Origin of the sequence: Chitinophaga japonensis (assembly GCF_007830125.1) — a bacterium.
Classification (GTDB): Bacteria; Bacteroidota; Bacteroidia; order Chitinophagales; family Chitinophagaceae; genus Chitinophaga; species Chitinophaga japonensis.
Window position 1 is genome coordinate 218,411 of record NZ_VLLG01000002.1, and the last position, 15,678, is coordinate 234,088.

Annotated in this window: 17 protein-coding genes; 3 read left to right on the top strand and 14 right to left on the bottom strand. The window is 52.2% G+C overall.

Features of this window, described 5'->3' with window-relative positions; genetic code table 11:
• Positions 1-254: 254 nt before the first annotated feature.
• The 3 genes from rpsF to rplI are packed head-to-tail and all read left to right on the top strand — an operon-like array spanning position 255 to position 1,334.
• Complete coding sequence (gene rpsF / locus LX66_RS00790) at positions 255-608, top strand: 30S ribosomal protein S6 (RefSeq protein ID WP_145709987.1); 354 nt, start codon at positions 255-257, stop codon at positions 606-608.
• A gap of 4 nt (positions 609-612) precedes the next feature.
• On the top strand, positions 613-879 hold the full coding sequence (rpsR, locus tag LX66_RS00795; protein WP_145709988.1) for a 30S ribosomal protein S18: 267 nt from the start codon (positions 613-615) through the stop codon (positions 877-879).
• An 8-nt stretch (positions 880-887) separates the two neighbouring features.
• A complete protein-coding gene (gene rplI / locus LX66_RS00800; protein WP_145709989.1) occupies positions 888-1,334 on the top strand; it encodes a 50S ribosomal protein L9 in 447 nt (148 codons plus the stop codon).
• A gap of 58 nt (positions 1,335-1,392) precedes the next feature.
• Here rplI and LX66_RS00805 read toward each other — a convergent pair whose 3' ends face one another.
• The 14 genes from LX66_RS00805 to LX66_RS00870 all read right to left on the bottom strand — a co-directional run bounded on the left by LX66_RS00805 (position 1,393) and on the right by LX66_RS00870 (position 15,627).
• Entirely contained in the window at positions 1,393-2,298 is a 906-nt protein-coding gene (locus tag LX66_RS00805; protein ID WP_145709990.1) for an alpha/beta hydrolase, read from the bottom strand.
• Between the two features lie 51 nt (positions 2,299-2,349).
• Positions 2,350-3,426 carry a dipeptidase gene (locus LX66_RS00810; protein WP_145709991.1) on the bottom strand — a complete coding sequence of 359 codons (1,077 nt, stop codon included), beginning with the start codon at positions 3,424-3,426 and terminating at the stop codon, positions 2,350-2,352.
• 82 nt (positions 3,427-3,508) lie between these two features.
• Positions 3,509-4,612 (bottom strand): D-TA family PLP-dependent enzyme, encoded by a 1,104-nt coding sequence (locus LX66_RS00815; RefSeq protein ID WP_145709992.1) that lies wholly within the window; start codon positions 4,610-4,612, stop codon positions 3,509-3,511.
• A 91-nt stretch (positions 4,613-4,703) separates the two neighbouring features.
• The gene (locus LX66_RS00820; RefSeq protein WP_145709993.1) at positions 4,704-5,186 is read right to left on the bottom strand and encodes a RidA family protein; all 483 of its coding nucleotides are present in this window, start codon (positions 5,184-5,186) and stop codon (positions 4,704-4,706) included.
• Positions 5,187-5,343: 157 nt separating this feature from the next.
• Positions 5,344-6,615 carry an ABC transporter permease gene (locus LX66_RS00825; protein WP_145709994.1) on the bottom strand — a complete coding sequence of 424 codons (1,272 nt, stop codon included), beginning with the start codon at positions 6,613-6,615 and terminating at the stop codon, positions 5,344-5,346.
• Positions 6,616-6,664: 49 nt separating this feature from the next.
• On the bottom strand, positions 6,665-8,038 hold the full coding sequence (locus LX66_RS00830) for an NADH-quinone oxidoreductase subunit N (RefSeq protein WP_145709995.1): 1,374 nt from the start codon (positions 8,036-8,038) through the stop codon (positions 6,665-6,667).
• Between the two features lie 129 nt (positions 8,039-8,167).
• A complete protein-coding gene (locus LX66_RS00835) occupies positions 8,168-9,604 on the bottom strand; it encodes a complex I subunit 4 family protein (protein WP_145709996.1) in 1,437 nt (478 codons plus the stop codon).
• 21 nt (positions 9,605-9,625) lie between these two features.
• Complete coding sequence (gene nuoL / locus LX66_RS00840) at positions 9,626-11,524, bottom strand: NADH-quinone oxidoreductase subunit L (protein WP_145709997.1); 1,899 nt, start codon at positions 11,522-11,524, stop codon at positions 9,626-9,628.
• A 102-nt stretch (positions 11,525-11,626) separates the two neighbouring features.
• The gene (nuoK, locus tag LX66_RS00845; RefSeq protein ID WP_145709998.1) at positions 11,627-11,944 is read right to left on the bottom strand and encodes an NADH-quinone oxidoreductase subunit NuoK; all 318 of its coding nucleotides are present in this window, start codon (positions 11,942-11,944) and stop codon (positions 11,627-11,629) included.
• 59 nt (positions 11,945-12,003) lie between these two features.
• Positions 12,004-12,501, bottom strand: a complete 498-nt coding sequence (locus tag LX66_RS00850; protein WP_145709999.1) for an NADH-quinone oxidoreductase subunit J family protein — start codon at positions 12,499-12,501, stop codon at positions 12,004-12,006.
• A gap of 7 nt (positions 12,502-12,508) precedes the next feature.
• The gene (gene nuoI, locus LX66_RS00855; RefSeq protein ID WP_145710000.1) at positions 12,509-13,018 is read right to left on the bottom strand and encodes an NADH-quinone oxidoreductase subunit NuoI; all 510 of its coding nucleotides are present in this window, start codon (positions 13,016-13,018) and stop codon (positions 12,509-12,511) included.
• Positions 13,019-13,041: 23 nt separating this feature from the next.
• Positions 13,042-14,076 (bottom strand): NADH-quinone oxidoreductase subunit NuoH, encoded by a 1,035-nt coding sequence (nuoH, locus tag LX66_RS00860; RefSeq protein WP_211365919.1) that lies wholly within the window; start codon positions 14,074-14,076, stop codon positions 13,042-13,044.
• Between the two features lie 9 nt (positions 14,077-14,085).
• Positions 14,086-15,171: a 2Fe-2S iron-sulfur cluster-binding protein gene (locus LX66_RS00865; RefSeq protein WP_145710001.1), complete on the bottom strand. Its 1,086-nt coding sequence runs from the start codon at positions 15,169-15,171 to the stop codon at positions 14,086-14,088.
• A 66-nt stretch (positions 15,172-15,237) separates the two neighbouring features.
• Complete coding sequence (locus LX66_RS00870; RefSeq protein WP_145710002.1) at positions 15,238-15,627, bottom strand: GxxExxY protein; 390 nt, start codon at positions 15,625-15,627, stop codon at positions 15,238-15,240.
• Positions 15,628-15,678: the final 51 nt, after the last annotated feature.

The following is a 15,678-nucleotide window of genomic DNA, read 5'->3' on the forward strand; positions in this document are numbered from 1 at the left end:
ACGGCTGGCCCTCTCCGGGCCGGCCGTTTGCTTTCCCCACTGTTTAATACATACAAATCAATCGGTTACACTTGCAAAAATGCTATCTTTGCACGCCTTTGTACGCCCGGCCCCGCAAACGGGTAGAAAAAAGCCCTGTAAATCCCGCCAAGCGGGCTATTGGGCGCTTGGGAATTGAAATATGTATTGTATCTTTGCACTCCCAATTTTGTTGGGTGCTTAATATTTAAATCTTAAAATTTAAAACAGGGAAAATGAACAATTACGAATTGATGGTGATCTTTACCCCTGTGCTTTCTGAGGAGGACTTCAAAGCCGCCCAGAAAAAATTCGCTGACCTCATTACCGAGAACGGCGGAGAAATCGTGCACGAAAATCCCTGGGGATTAAGATCACTGGCGTACCCGATCCAGAAAAAAACCACGGGTTTGTACGTGGTACTGGAGTACAAGGCGCCATCCGACTTCAATGAGAAGCTGAAAGTTCAGCTCAACCGCGATGAAAATGTATTACGCCACATGGTCACTGCGCTGGACAAGTATGCTGTTGAGTACAACAGCAGAAAGAGAAATGGCGTGAGTGCTGATTCTAAAACCGTAGAAGCTTAAAATTATGGCAGTAAAACAAGAAATCAAGTACTTAACCGCCATTAAGACCGAGAAGCGCCAGAAGAAATACTGCCGCTTCAAGAAAATGGGCATCAAGTACGTAGACTATAAAGACGCGGAATTCCTGAAAAAGTTCCTCAATGACCAGGGTAAAATGTTGCCCCGCCGCATTACAGGCAACTCCCTGAAGTTTCAGCGTAAAGTATCCCAGGCTATTAAAAAAGCCCGTCAAATGGCTTTATTGCCTTATGTTACTGACCTTTTAAAGTAAAGTAAATTATGCAAGTAATCTTAATACAAGACGTTGATAACCTGGGCCAGCGGAACGAACTGGTAGACGTGAGAAACGGTTATGCCAGGAACTTCCTGATCCCGCAGAAGTTTGCTGTTGAAGCCAGCCCTTCCAACATGAAACAGTTGCAGGAGCGCCTGAAAGTGCAGAAGGCAAAAGAAGAAAAACTGCTGTCTGAGATCGCTCAGGTAGTAGAAGTGCTGAAAGCAGGCCCTGTGAAGATCGGCGCCAAAACCGGCACTTCCGGCAAAATATTCGGTAGCGTAACCGGTGTGCAGATCGCACGCGCTATTAAAGAGCAGAAGGGTTACGAAATTGACCGCCGCCGCATCCACATCCTGGATGACGTGAAAGAACTGGGCACCTACAAAGCCAGGATCGACTTTGGCAAAGGCAACGAAGCCGAGCTGGAATTTGAAGTAGTGGCTGAATAAGCAGGTTGTAAGTAAAACGACATACAGATCCCGTTCACTTCCGGTGAACGGGATTTTTTTATTCTGCCCCGAGATGCGCATCTATGAAGGCAAAAGTCCGGGACCAGGCATCTGCTGCAAAGGCCGGCGGTATGCCATGCCCGCTTTCATAGCTTACAGATGTATGTACCACTCCCTCCGCCTCCAGCTTTTGCAGGAACTGCTGCGGCTGCTCCACCGGCGCGATGGAGTCCTGCGTACCGTACATCACAAAGGCAGGCGCTCCCTGCGTTGTAACATAATTAACGGGGCTGGCCTCCTGGTAGGCTTCCGGTTCCTGCAGCGGTATGCCACCCATAAAATTGGTGAGTATCAGTTGTATGGCAGGGGTGGTTTGTGTAAACAGGGCGGCCAGGTCATACACACCGTAGAGGCAGGCCACCGCTTTAATGTTACCGCCTTCGTTATGCTTGTAAGCCTGCAACGCTGCCAGGTGCGCACCGGCACTGGTGCCCAGCAATGCAATAGCCGGGGATACCTGGAAGCGTTGCTGTTGTTGCTGTATGTATTGCAGCGCACGCTGCACATCTTCTGCCGCGGCCGGGTACTGGTTCTTCCCGATATCGGCCAGGCGGTAATTAATACTGAAGCAGGCGTAGGCAGCACCCTGCCGCATCAGGGAATCTATAATGCCGGAAAACTCGTCTTTGTCGCCGCCTGTCCAGGCGCCGCCATGGATGAACACGATGCTGCGGGTAGCGGCAGTTGTTCTGCCGGCCGGCAGGTAAATATCCATCCGCTGTTCAGGATCGTCGCCATAGGCTTCATCCTTTATGATTATTGTTGAGTCGGCCGGCAACTGCGGCTCCAGGTCTGTAACGGAATTACTTTCTGAACATCCGGTGTTCATGAGCAGGCCCATGAGGGCGATACCTGATAATAACCAAAGACTCCCGGCTCTCCGGAACGGAACAGCATATTTCATAACCCAGGCGCTTTTTGAAAAGTGTGGGTACAAATAATATGCCGCTGCTCCTTACTCACTTTTCCAGGCGTTGCGCAAAAAGCGCAGCCAGTTGCCGTGCATCACGTTTTCAATATCTGCTGCGGAGTATCCGCGCTTCTCCAGCAGGGCGGGCACCGTTTGCAGATCGGCGATGGTCTCCAGGTTATAAGGGCACTGCTCCTTACCGAACGCGCCATCCAGGTCGGAGCCGATGCCGATGTGCAGCGCATTGCCGGCCAGTTGGCAGATATGATCCAGGTGATCCACCATTACCTCCAAAGAACATTCCATGGCTTTAGGGTCCGATACGCCCCGCTCCCATCCCGGCACCATCATCCAGGCGTCCAGCGCACCGCCTATTACGGCGCCGCGGGCGATCAGCTCTTTTATCTGGTCGTCGCTGAACTGGCGGTTATGGTCCACCAGCGCGCGGCAGTTGTTGTGGCTGGCCCACACATGCCCGTTAAAATGATCCAGCGCGTCCCAGAAGCTGTCGTCACAAAGGTGCGTAGCATCCAGGATAATATTCAGGCGCTCCATTTCTTTCAGCAATGCGTGCCCCTGCGGGGTCATGATGCCGGTAGCATCCGTGCCTTGTGCATAGCGGCCGGGGCCATAGTGCGCCGGGCCGATGGCGCGCAGGCCGTATTCGTAGGCCCATTGCAGGTAGTAGGTATCTACAATGGAATCCGCTCCTTCCAGGCTCAGGATATAGCCTACGGGCTTGTTGTCATTAGGCGTGCCATCATTCCATATGGCCAGGTGGTGTTCCAGCGAATACAGGTCTGAAATAGCCACCATTTCCTCCGCTTCTTCCATGGCCTGGTACCAGGCGAGCTGTCCCTGGGTTTGCGCCCAGGCCTGCTCCGGCGAGTGCCAGCCGGGCAGCGGGTTGTCCGGCGCTACAAAGCGCGCTATCTGGGTAGCTACCACCAGGCCGATATTGCCTTTCCGCAGCTCCGGCAGGGACACTACGCCCCGGCCGCGGTCCGGTTTATCCGTTAATCCGTTCTCTCTTGCTCTTATTTCGTTTATTGGTAACCGTAAGTCACGGTTCCATTCCATGGCATTCATGCTCAGGTCAAGATGTGCGTCGATGATAAACACAGGCGATCGTTTTTTGATGTGCTGATATGCAGCTATGCAAATGTGCAGATGAAACGCCGCACATTTGCATAGCTGCACATCATTAAATTATTATGTTTCTCTTTCTGGCTATTACATTCCATTCACCGGTGCAGGTATTACCGGTGATCGTGTAAGCTTTGTCATACAGGGCTACGGTAGGACATATATGATAAGGGACGCCGTACAGAACGGTCCCTACGGGGAAATCAGCGGTATCCTTCACCCTGAGCACCAGGTGCTCTTCACTTTGCGATACCGGCTCTGCATCGGGCGCATTCAGGAAATGCACCCTGCGGGGCAGCGGGTTCTCTGCCGCTACGGATTTATGACCCAGGTCCAGGCAAAGCAGCCCGGGGCCGGGCTGCGAGATCACGCGGGCCAGCACCAGGGCTGCATGGTGGAACGTTTGATCCGGCAGGTGCTGCTGGTACCCCCAATCCCAGAAAACAAAGGTGCCGGGGCTGCATTCAATGCCTTTGCGCCGTGCATGCACCGGGAAAGTAGGAGTGCCCCCCGCAATAATACGCGGCGCCGGCAGCCCTTTGTCCGCGATAGCGCCCGCCAGCGCAGTAACCGCTTCAAAAGCAGCATTGCTCTTGCGGGTACGCTCCTCCAGGTCCTCGTCATGCAGGTGCCCGTCATAGGCATGCAACCCAGCCGGTGTGATGCCGCGCATGTCATGCAATGCCGCATACAGGTCCAGCGCAGCGGGCCCAGGCATAATACCGGTGCGATTCTGCCCGATGTTCAGGTCCAGCCAAATCGGCAATGGCCGCTGCTGCACAGCAAAGTGCGCAGCAATGGCAGCGGCTGCCTGCTCATTATCTACCAGGCAGGAAAAAGCAGTTTGCGGGTAGGCTTCCACCAGGGCGGCCAGCCGTGTAATTTTAGGGCCTACCGGCTGGTAAGCCAGCAGCACATCCGCTGCATTTACCTGGCCTAACATTTCTGCTTCGGCAATGGTGGCGCATTTGAACTTTTGTATGCCGGCTTCCTGCATGAGCTGCACCACTTCCGCTATCTTGGCCGTTTTTACATGTGGCCTTAACCGATGCACATCATCTATACGGCTTTTCAATAGCTGTATGTTGTCGCGCACCCGGTCCGGGTATACCAGCAGGGCGGGTGAGTCTATCAGGTCAACGTTGTGAATGGTGTACCACATTGAATTAATAATTAAGAATGAATAATTAATAATACCCGTAACACTGTTGTTTCAATGAGACACTTGTGTGACGAATATTATTAATTATTCATTATTCATTGTTAATTGGCTCAAAGAGCTCAAACAGCGCTTCAATTTCCACGGGTATGTTATCCGGCAAGGTGCCCATGCCCACAGCGCTGCGCACGCCAATACCGTTATCTTCGCCCCATACCTGGGCAAACAGCTCGCTGCAGCCGTTTATTACGTAAGGGTGCCGGCCAAAATCCGGGGTGGCGTTTACCATGCCCAGCACCTTTACTACCCGCTTTATTTTATCCAGGCTGCCCAGGTTGGCCACGAGCGTGGATAGAATGGTCAACCCTACCTGGCGGGCGGCCAGCTTGCCCTGCTCTATATCCAGCTCTTCTCCTATGCGGCCTATGATCAGGCTCTTATCGTCCTGTACCGGTCCGTGGCCGGATACATACACATGCCTGCCATCTACCAGGAAAGGCTTGTACACGCCCAGCGGCTTGGGCGCCGGCGGCAGGTTTAAACCTAATGCTTTGAAATTCTCTGTTGCTGTACTCACCACTGTATAATTAATAGTTAAGAATTAATAATTAATAATAAAGAAGGCGAAGGATAATTAAGAATGAATAATTAACAATTAATAATATTGACCGAACGTGCTACCATGTAACACCTGTGCAAGGATTATTAATTATTCACTATTAATTATTAATTGCTTACTCGTAGCGCAATGCTACAATAGGATCGAGGCGGGAGGCTTTAATAGCCGGGTAAATACCGGATATGAGGCCTACCGTGGCGCATAGCCCGATGCCCAGGGTTATCCAGAGCCAGGGTACCACGAAGCTGGTCTTTAATATCAGGGACATCAGGTTGCCGACTACCATTCCCAGGAATACGCCCAGCAGACCTCCCATGACGCTGATCAGAATGGCTTCGTAAATAAACTGTTTCCGTATAGTAGGAGCCGTAGCGCCCAGGGCTTTGTTTACCCCTATTTCGCGGGTGCGCTCGGCTACAGATACCAGCATGATATTCATCAGCCCGATGGCGGAGCCGAACAGGGTAATAAACCCGATCACTGCGGCAGCCAGCGTCACCGTACTCAGGCTGCTGAACAGCATTTCCGCCAGGCTGTCGCTCTTGCTGATATAGAAGTTATCTCCTTCCGTAAGCTGCAGCTTGCGGATAATGCGGAAAAGACCGGTAGCCTCTCCTACCGCGGCATCCATTTGCTCCACGCTTTTAACGGATACGCCTATCTGGTAGGAAGCGGTAGGGCGGTTAAATACTCTTCGTACATTGTTTACCGTAGTGAGCACCACATTGTCCGCGCTCATAATATTGCTGCTGCCTTTGGCGCCCAGTAACCCGATCACCTTGTAGCGTATATCGCCCACCCGTACCGTGTTGTTAATCACATTCTTCAGGTTGCGCCCAAAAAGCTTTACCGCTACATCGTGCCCCAGCAGGGCCACATTCTGACCCGTTTCCAGGTCCAGGTCCGTGAAGTTACGCCCCTGCTCCAGCACATAATTAGACAGCTCGAGGTAATTCTCATCGGCGCCGATAACCTGTACATTGGGATTTGTTTTCTTATCGTCTTTGTAAACAGTGGCAATACCCGTAGCATTGAAAGAGATGCTGACGGTAGCGGGGAAAGCGAACCGGCGTTTGAACTCCGTAGCTTCTTCCCAGGTGATCCGCTTATTCCGGTTGGAGGTCTTTACTTTTTTCTGCTTCTTATTGCCTTTGGTAGCGCCGCCGCCATTGCCGAAGATCATCATCTCGCGGTTACGGATGGAAAAACTGTTAGCACCCATGCTGGCAAAACTGCTGTAAAGGCTACCCTTGATACTATCAATAGCGGTAAGGATACCTACCAGCGCCATAATACCGAAAGCGATAATGGCTACAGTGAGACCGGTGCGCAGGCGGTTGGCGCTGACAGAACGGTAAGCCAGGGAAAAGATATCACGGAAGTGCATAATTAAAGATAAAAAAAAGTTGGCAGTCCGCGCTGAAAAGTATCGTTCCCTACATCCACTGCAGCAGCAAACCAGGGTATACCCCCAGCGCGATCACGATCGCAATGGCCACTATCAGCATGGCTTTGAACCCGGCGGAGAAAGGCATTACTTCCGGCTCGCCGGCTTTAAAGTACATGGCAATGATCACGCGGAAGTAGTAGTATACGCTGATGGCGGCGCAGATCACGGCCAGGATCACCAGCCAGAGGAGCTGCCCCTGCTGTACGGCTGCAGCCAGCACAAAATATTTGGCGAAGAAACCGGCGGTCAAAGGAATGCCGGCCAGGGAGAACAGGAAAACAGTAGCGGCCAGCGCCAGCAAAGGCTGTTTGCGGGCCAGGCCGTTAAAGCCTTCAAAGGTATAGTCCTTTACCTTCATCAGCACGGCAAACATGCCAATGGTAGCTACGCTGTAAGCCGCGGCATACAGGATAATGCCCTGGGTAGCCGTTTCATTCAGCGCAATAACGGCCAGCAGCATAAAACCGGCCTGGGCAATACTGGAGTAGGCCAGCATGCGCTTTACACTCTGCTGGAACACAGCGGTAAAGTTACCCAGCACCAGGGTGCCGGCGGCAATAATGGCCAGCACCAGCAGCCAGTGCTCACTGGCGGCGCCGCTGGTAAAGCTTTCGTGGAACAGGCGCAGGAAAGCAATGAACCCGCCGGCCTTTACCACGGTGGCCATAAAGGAGGTGAATACGGTAGGTGATCCGTCATATACATCCGGTGTCCAGAAGTGAAAAGGCACCGCAGATACTTTAAAGGAAAGGGCAAATATCAACAGCATGATACCGCTGACTACCAGGGGATGCAGCGCGCCGCTGCCCAGGGCCAGCTCCCGGATGTTAAAGGTGCCGGCTGCGCCGTAGATCAGCGCAATGCCCATCAACAGGATGCCGGTAGAAAAAGAGCCCATCAGGAAATACTTCAGGGCCGCCTCGTTGCTCTTCAGGTTCCTTTTATCGCTGCCGGCCAGTATGTACTGGGGGATGGAAATGATCTCAATGGCCAGGAACAGCATGAGCAGGTTGCTGAAGCTGGATGCCAGCGTAATGCCGGACAGGATGAAAAACACAAGCGCAAAATAATCCGCTACATGCACGCCTACCTTTTCAAACTCACTGCCGGACAGCAGGAAATATAACAGGGTGGCGCCCAGGGCTACCGCATTAAAAAGGATGCTGAACCTGCTTACTTCTATCATGCCGTACAGGGCGCGGCTGCCTTCCTGCAGGGTGGCGGCTTCCGCCAGGTTGGCCACAAATGCCACCAGCACGGCTGCTATGGCAAAATATTTAATGTGCTGCCTATTACGTACGAATAAACCAACAAACATCAGTAAAACACCCGATAAAGCAGTAGAGATTAATGCGTTCATATTTTTGTGTTACAACATATTAAAAATCCCAAAATCCAAATCCCAAATCCCAAATAAGGAAGTATGCTGTATTGTTTTTGGTGACTTGTCTCCATTTTGGAATTTGGATTTTGGAATTTGGAATTTCATTTAAAATACACTGTTCACCAGCTCCGTTGTGCTGCTCACCAGCTCCAGCATGGGCCTGGGGTACACGCCCAGCACCAGTATCACGATCACGATCAGGCTCAGGGCCACCAGCTCGGTGTTCTGCAGGTCGGTAGTAGTGGCGGTCAGGCTGTTGCTCTCCCCGAATATCACTTTCTGCAGCATGTTCAGGGTGTACACGGCGGCCAGTATAATACCCAGGCCGGCAACGGCCATTACCCATATGTTATACTGGAACAGGCCGCTGAACATCAGGAACTCTCCCACAAAACCATTGGTCAGCGGCAGGGCGATATTGGCCAGGGCAATGATCACCAGGAAGATGGCCATACGGGGCGCGTACTGCGCAATGCCGCCCAGCTCCTCCATGTTCTTTACCTTCAGCCTTTGCTGGATAATTTCCACCACGATCCACAGCCCGATAATATTGATGCCGTGGTTGAACATCTGCACCTGTATGCCCTGCAGGCTTTGCTCATTGTTGGCAAAGATGGCGGCGCTCATCAGGCCGATGTGCGCAATGGACGAATACGCGATCAGCCGCTTGAAATCCTGTTGCACCATGGCGATGCAGGAAGCATATACGATACCGATCACCGAAAGCACAATGGCTACATCCGCCCACATAAAGGCGCCCTGCGGCAACACCGGCAGCAGCCAGCGCAGCACGCCGAACAGGCCCATTTTCACCATCACGCCGGAAAGGATCATGGTCACCGGTGTAGGTGATTGCTCATAAGTATCCGGCTGCCAGGTATGAAAAGGAAAGATGGGCATTTTAATGGCAAAGGCTACGAACAGCAGCCAGAATAACCAGGACTGCTCCTGCGCGGGCAGGTTGAGGTTCGTAAAGGAGGCGTAGCTGAAAGAGCGGTCCGGCGACTGCAGGTACAGGTAGATAATGCCTACCAGCATCAACAGCGAGCCCGTAAAAGTATATATGAAGAACTTGAAGGTAACCGGTACCCTTTTCTCACCGCCCCACATGGAGCAGAGGAAATATACAGGTATCAGCGCCAGCTCCCAGAAAACGTAGAACAGTAAAGCGTCGTAGGCGGTGAATACCCCTACCAGCCCGGCCTGCGACAGCAGCATGAGGCCATAGAAGCTGCCAGGTCTTTCATAATCGCGGTTATAGATCGTAATAAAGACGAGCAGGAAAGCAATGGCTGTAAGCAGGCAAAGCATCAGGCCCATACCATCCAGCCCCACGCTGAACGTGCTGCCGAGCTGCGGTATCCAGGCGGCGGTTACCTGCAGCCCTTCAGGGGCGGACTGAAACTGGAACAATGCACCTGCTACTACCGCTAAAGATGCCAGGGAAGATACAAGGCCCAGCACTTTAGGTCCCGATCCCTTCCCGCCAAACGTCAGCAGGCCGGTTACCAAAGGGATCAATATGAGTAAAACTGTCAACATAATTTTTCGTTCGCTTGTCTATTATAACAACAATCCTATCACAAATAATACGATGATACCTATTACCATGGCAAAGATGTAGAAGCCTACCTGCCCGCTCTGAACGCGGCGCGCCTGTTGGCTGCCCCATTGCACGCCACGGCCGATGCCGTTCACCAGCCGGTCTATACCGCCCTTCTCCAGCGCGTCCTGGAAGAAGCGGGACAGCATGCCCAGCGGCTTCACGATCACGGCGTCATACAGCTCGTCCACATACCATTTGTTCTCCAGCACTTTGGCCAGCCCGGTATTTTCCCGGCCGCTATCCTCATAGCGCACGTACTGCCTGCGGGCCAGCAGAATAAATACGATCACCAGCACGGTGCTCAGGCCCATCAGCATCCACTCCGTGCTATGCTGCAGGTGATGCGCTTCCGCAAACGGCGCTGATGGCGCAAATACCGGCGACAGGTATGCTGCCAGCCAGTGCGGGGCGCCCAGCACTTCGGGCAGGCCGATATAACCGCCAACGATGGACAGTATGGCCAGTATCACCAGCGGCAGGGTCATGGCTGCCGAGCTTTCGTGCAGGTGATGCTCCTGCTCATGCGTGCCGCGGAACTTGCCGCAGAAAGTGATGTAGTATAAACGGAACATGTAGAAAGCGGTCATCAGGGCGCCCAGCAGGCCCAGTACATACAGCACCTTGCTGTGGGCAAAAGTATGGGCCAGTATCTCATCCTTGGAGAAGAAGCCGGACAGGCCGGGTATTCCGGATATGGCCAGGCAGCCCACCAGGAAGGTCCAGTGGGTGGTGGGCAGGTATTTTTTCAGGCCGCCCATTTTGCGGATATCCTGCTCGCCGCCCATAGCATGGATCACGGAGCCGGAGCCCAGGAACAGGAGGGCTTTAAAGAAGGCGTGCGTCATTACATGGAACACTGCAGCCGTATAAGCGCCTACGCCCAGGGCCAGGAACATATAACCCAACTGGCTTACTGTGGAGTAGGCCAGCACTTTTTTAATATCGTTCTGCTTCAGTGCAATGGAAGCGGCCAGCAGCGCGGTGGCCAGGCCAATGATAGCTACTACGGACTGGATGTGCGGCACCAGCGTATATAACACGTTGCTGCGGGCCACCATGTAGATACCGGCGGTTACCATCGTAGCAGCATGTATCAGTGCGGATACCGGCGTAGGGCCGGCCATGGCGTCGGGCAACCAGGTATACAGGGGGATCTGCGCGGATTTACCCATGGCGCCTACAAACAGCAGCAGGGCGATGGCTGCCACCGTGCCGTTGTTCAGGCCCAGAGCGGCGGCCTTTTCAAACACTTCGGGGAAACTGACGCTGCCAAACTGCATGATCATGAAGAAGATGCCCAGCAGGAAACCCAGGTCACCAATGCGGTTCATGATAAAGGCCTTTTTGGCGGCGTTATTAAAAGCGGTATTCTTAAACCAGAAACCTATCAGTAAATAAGAGCAGAGGCCCACACCTTCCCAGCCGATGAACATCATCACGTAGTTGGCGCCCAGCACCAGTATCAGCATGGAGAACACGAACAGGTTGAGGTAGGCAAAGTAACGGGCAAAGCCTTCCTTGCTTTCATCGTGCATGTAGGTGGCAGAGTAAATATGGATCAGCGAGCCTACGCCGGTAATGATCAACAGGAACAGGGCGCTCAACTGGTCTACCCGGAAAGCAAAAGGTATCTGCAGCGTACCGGCGGAAATGAAGTCAAACAGGGGCACTTCCTGCGCCTGGAAGCCGGGCTGCCTTACATCCAGGAATATCAGCACACTCACTGCAAAAGCAGCCAGTATCACACCGCTGCCTGTAATGCTTACCTGGGATTTGGATAAATATCGCCTTCCTAATCCATTAATCAGGAATCCTAATAATGGTAAAAATGGTACCAGCCAAACGAGATTGATCATTTTACAATTAATAATTAAGAATTAAGAATTAATAATCAGAACAGCCTTCTCAATAATGAACATTCTATGTTACCGGAATGATTCATTATTAATTATTCATTATTAATTCTTCAGCCTGTTCAGGATATTGATATCCACGGAGTGGGTGTTCCGGTACACCATTACAATGATTGCCAGGCCCACCGCCACTTCCGCCGCGGCCACCACCATAATGAAGAACACGAATATCTGCGCGGCGGCTGCATCTACGCGACCGGCATCGGCCCACATCTTGGAGAATGCCACCAGCAGGAGGTTCACGGCATTCAGCATCAGCTCAATGCACATAAAGATAATGATGGCGTTCCGGCGCATCAGCACTCCCATCACCCCTATACAGAACAACGCAATGCTCAGGAATATGTAGTATTGAACAGGCATATTTCGAAATATGAATTACGAGTTATGAATTATGAAGTATGATTACCATCTTTTGCACTTTAATCTTCCTTCTTTCCTATGACCACGGCGCCTACCATGGCGCTCAGGAACAGCACGCTGCTTACTTCAAACGGCACTACATACTTGTTGAACAATGTTTTGCCCAGGTTGCCGATCAGTCCTATATCCGTAGCTCCCGGCTGCAGGGTGGGCATGCTGGCGTCGCGCAGGGCGGCCACCAGTATCACCAGCAGGGTACCGCCGCTGATAGCGCCGGCATATTTCAGCCAGTTGCGCTTTTGCGGCTCTATATCTGCATTCAGGTTCATCAACATGATCACAAAGAGGAACAGCACCATAATGGCGCCGGCATATACGATGATGTGCACCACGGCCAGGAACTGCGCATTGAGCATTACATAATGGCCGGCTATGGTAAAGAAGGTCAGTATCAGGCATAACACGCTGGTAACGGGGTTCTTGCTCAGTATAACCCCCATCGCGGACAGCAGCGCTACTGCGGAAAGTACCAGGAAAATGATTTGTTGCGTACTCATAAACGATTTAAACAGTTTGCTTTTCTTTAGGATCAGGGATCAGCAGGTCCTCTTTGCCATAGATAAACCCTTTACGCTGGTAATTGGCCGGCGCGAATGTTTCGGTTAAATAGATGGCATCTTTAGGGCACGCTTCTTCGCAGAACCCGCAGAAAATGCAGCGCAGCATATTGATCTCGTAGCTGGCGGCATATTTTTCCTCACGGTACAGGTGCTCCTCACCGGGCTTTCTTTCCGCAGCTTCCATGGTAATGGCTTCTGCCGGGCAGGCTACGGCGCACAGGCCGCAGGCGGTGCATCGTTCACGGCCTTCCTCATCGCGGTTCAGGATATGCAGGCCACGGAACACGGGGCTGAAGGGACGTTTCTCTTCAGGATAGCTAACCGTAGCTTTTTTCTGGAATATATGCTTGAACGTAATTGCCATTCCCTTCCAAATGGCCGGCAGGTACAGCTTCTCCATAAAGGTTAGCGGCCTGCGGTCCACCGGTTTTACTCTGTCTGTTAATGCTTGCATGATCAGCTTTTTTAGTTATACTCTTATCCCTGGCGAAACAATACGATTGCGCCTGTTATCAACATATTCAACAGTGCCAGGGGAATCATTACATTCCATCCCAGGCGCATCAACTGGTCATACCGAAATCTGGGTATGGTCCAGCGTACCCACATAAATAAGAACAAGAATACCAATATCTTTAAGAACAAGGCCAGGAAGCCTAAAATAGTCACCACGTTGTGCGGCAGTCCCAGGCTGTCCATACCGGGGAAGCTGTAGCCGCCAAAATACAGGCTGGCCATTAATGCGGAGCTTACAAACATGTTGATGTATTCCGCAAACAGGTAAAAGCCCAGCTTCATGGAAGAGTACTCCAGGTGGTAACCGCCGTTCAGCTCATTCTCCGCTTCCGGCAGATCAAAGGGGGTACGGTTACATTCCGCGAAGGCGCATACCAGGAATATCAGGAAGCCCAGCGGCTGGTATACCACGTTCCAAAGGCCGTGACGCTGCTGCTCCACGATATCCTTCAGGCTCAGGGAGCCGGTGAGCATCAGCAGGGCTATCAGCGACAGGCCCATGGCCAGCTCGTAGGAAATGATCTGGGAAGCGGCGCGTACAGAGGCCAGCAGTGAATACTTATTGTTGGATGCCCATCCACCGAGCATAATGCCGTACACGCCCAGGCTCACCACCCCGAAAATGTACAGGATACCGATGTTGATATCCGCTACCTGCAGGGAAATTTCCTGGCCGGCAATGACCAGGGTATCGCCCCAGGGGATGACGGCGCTGGTCATACAGGCCACCAGCATAGCCAGCGAAGGGCCTAAAATAAAAAGGAACCGGTGAGAACTGGCCGGTATGATCTCTTCCTTGAAAAACAGCTTGCCACCGTCTGCCAGGGGTTGTAAAAGCCCCAGCGGACCTGCCCGGTTAGGGCCGCGCCTGTCCTGGATAACGGCGGCCACTTTTCTTTCTCCCCAGGTGGAATACATGGCCACTATCAGGGAAAGGGCCAGCACGCCTGAGATAAGGATCAGTTTTTCCAGTATGAAATACCAGTCTATAGTCATGTTCTCCGATTATTGTTTTTTGAAATCATCCGAATGCGCCGGGCCTTCTATTTTGGACAGGTCTATTTCCGGGCGGTTTACCTGGCTCACGCTGTGAATGTCCATCAGCAGGCGGGGCGAGCGGCCGTCCATTACGTCCGTGATCGTTTCCTTCGGTTTTACCGTGCCTACATAGTGGCTCTGGGATATTACGCTGTGGCGGTCTATCCGGCGGGGGCCTTCAATGGTCCATGCCTTGGCGTCCTTGGTCTCAAAACGGCAGGTGTCGCAGATGAACTCCTCTACCTCGCCATACTGGTCCTTGCGGGCGGTTACGCGGAACACTTCATCACCGCGCATCCACAATACGGTCTTACCGCAGCATTTGTCGCAGTTACGGTGGGCATCCACCGGTTTCAGGAACCATACGCGGTTCTTGAAACGGAAGGTTTTATCCGTGAGGGCGCCTACGGGGCATACATCTATCACGTTGCCGATAAAATCATTATCCAGCGCCTTGTGGATGTAGGTACCTATTTCCGCAGCTTCGCCACGGCCCAGCACCCCGTGCTCGCGGCGGTTGGTGAGCTGGTCGGCGGTGAACACACAACGGTAGCAGAGTATGCAGCGCGTCATGTGCAGCTTTATCTTGTCGCCGATGTCTACCTGTTCAAAGGTCCTGCGCTTGAACTCGTAGCGGGTGCCATCTGCACCGTGCTCGTAGCCCAGGTCCTGCAGGTGGCATTCGCCGGCCTGGTCGCAAATGGGACAGTCCAGCGGATGGTTCAGCAGCAGGAATTCCACTACGCCTTTGCGGGCCTCCTGCACTTCCGGGGAAGTGATGTTGGCTACTTCCATACCGTCCATTACGTTGGTACGGCAACTGGCTACCAGCTTGGGTATAGGGCGCGGGTCGGCATCTGAGCCTTTGGTCACTTTCACCAGGCAGGTACGGCATTTGCCGCCGCTGCCTTCCAGCTTGGAGTAATAGCACATTGCCGGCGGCACGATATCTCCTCCAATCCTGCGGGCAGCATTGAGGATAGTAGTGCCCGGCTCCACTTCCACGGAGATATTATCGATCTTGACTTTGAATAACTTTTTTTCTTCTGACATTTTCTAAAAAACTTTGTGCCCTTAGCGCTTCTTCGCGCTCTTTGCGTCCTAAAAAATAGTAATGCCTTACAATTGATTCACCACACGTCTTATTCCATTCTTTAATAGCGACACATTAAAATTTATCAATAGTCCTAATTTGCAACAGGCAAATTTTAAATATGTCAATGTTTGTGCAATATGCACATCTGCAATTGCCTCTATTGCCTTCACTTCTATGACCAGTTTATCTTCCACTATCAAATCCGCTCTATATCCGCATTCCAGTCTTATTTCTTCAAATGTAACAGGTATAACCCGTTCTTTTTGCACCTGCAAACCACTTTTGACCAGGCGGTAATGTAAACATTCCTTGTAAACATTTCCCAGCAAGCCCGGCCCTAATGTTTTATGAATATGGATTGCTTCACGAATTACAATATTTGAAAGATCATTTTCTGTTAATACAACACTCATTTAGTTTGCTTTAAGGACGCAAAGAGCGCTAAGAAGCGCAAAGGTCGCTAA

What these genes read in the sequence shown, in the direction of transcription:
- rpsF (WP_145709987.1), top strand. Translation starts at nt 255, where the DNA reads ATGAACAATTACGAATTGATGGTGATCTTTACCCCTGTGCTTTCTGAG.
- rpsR (WP_145709988.1), top strand. Translation starts at nt 613, where the DNA reads ATGGCAGTAAAACAAGAAATCAAGTACTTAACCGCCATTAAGACCGAG.
- rplI (WP_145709989.1), top strand. Translation starts at nt 888, where the DNA reads ATGCAAGTAATCTTAATACAAGACGTTGATAACCTGGGCCAGCGGAAC.
- LX66_RS00805 (WP_145709990.1), bottom strand. Translation starts at nt 2,298, where the DNA reads ATGAAATATGCTGTTCCGTTCCGGAGAGCCGGGAGTCTTTGGTTATTA.
- LX66_RS00815 (WP_145709992.1), bottom strand. Translation starts at nt 4,612, where the DNA reads ATGTGGTACACCATTCACAACGTTGACCTGATAGACTCACCCGCCCTG.
- LX66_RS00825 (WP_145709994.1), bottom strand. Translation starts at nt 6,615, where the DNA reads ATGCACTTCCGTGATATCTTTTCCCTGGCTTACCGTTCTGTCAGCGCC.
- LX66_RS00830 (WP_145709995.1), bottom strand. Translation starts at nt 8,038, where the DNA reads ATGAACGCATTAATCTCTACTGCTTTATCGGGTGTTTTACTGATGTTT.
- LX66_RS00835 (WP_145709996.1), bottom strand. Translation starts at nt 9,604, where the DNA reads ATGTTGACAGTTTTACTCATATTGATCCCTTTGGTAACCGGCCTGCTG.
- nuoL (WP_145709997.1), bottom strand. Translation starts at nt 11,524, where the DNA reads ATGATCAATCTCGTTTGGCTGGTACCATTTTTACCATTATTAGGATTC.
- nuoK (WP_145709998.1), bottom strand. Translation starts at nt 11,944, where the DNA reads ATGCCTGTTCAATACTACATATTCCTGAGCATTGCGTTGTTCTGTATA.
- LX66_RS00850 (WP_145709999.1), bottom strand. Translation starts at nt 12,501, where the DNA reads ATGAGTACGCAACAAATCATTTTCCTGGTACTTTCCGCAGTAGCGCTG.
- nuoI (WP_145710000.1), bottom strand. Translation starts at nt 13,018, where the DNA reads ATGCAAGCATTAACAGACAGAGTAAAACCGGTGGACCGCAGGCCGCTA.
- nuoH (WP_211365919.1), bottom strand. Translation starts at nt 14,076, where the DNA reads ATGACTATAGACTGGTATTTCATACTGGAAAAACTGATCCTTATCTCA.
- LX66_RS00865 (WP_145710001.1), bottom strand. Translation starts at nt 15,171, where the DNA reads ATGTCAGAAGAAAAAAAGTTATTCAAAGTCAAGATCGATAATATCTCC.
- LX66_RS00870 (WP_145710002.1), bottom strand. Translation starts at nt 15,627, where the DNA reads ATGAGTGTTGTATTAACAGAAAATGATCTTTCAAATATTGTAATTCGT.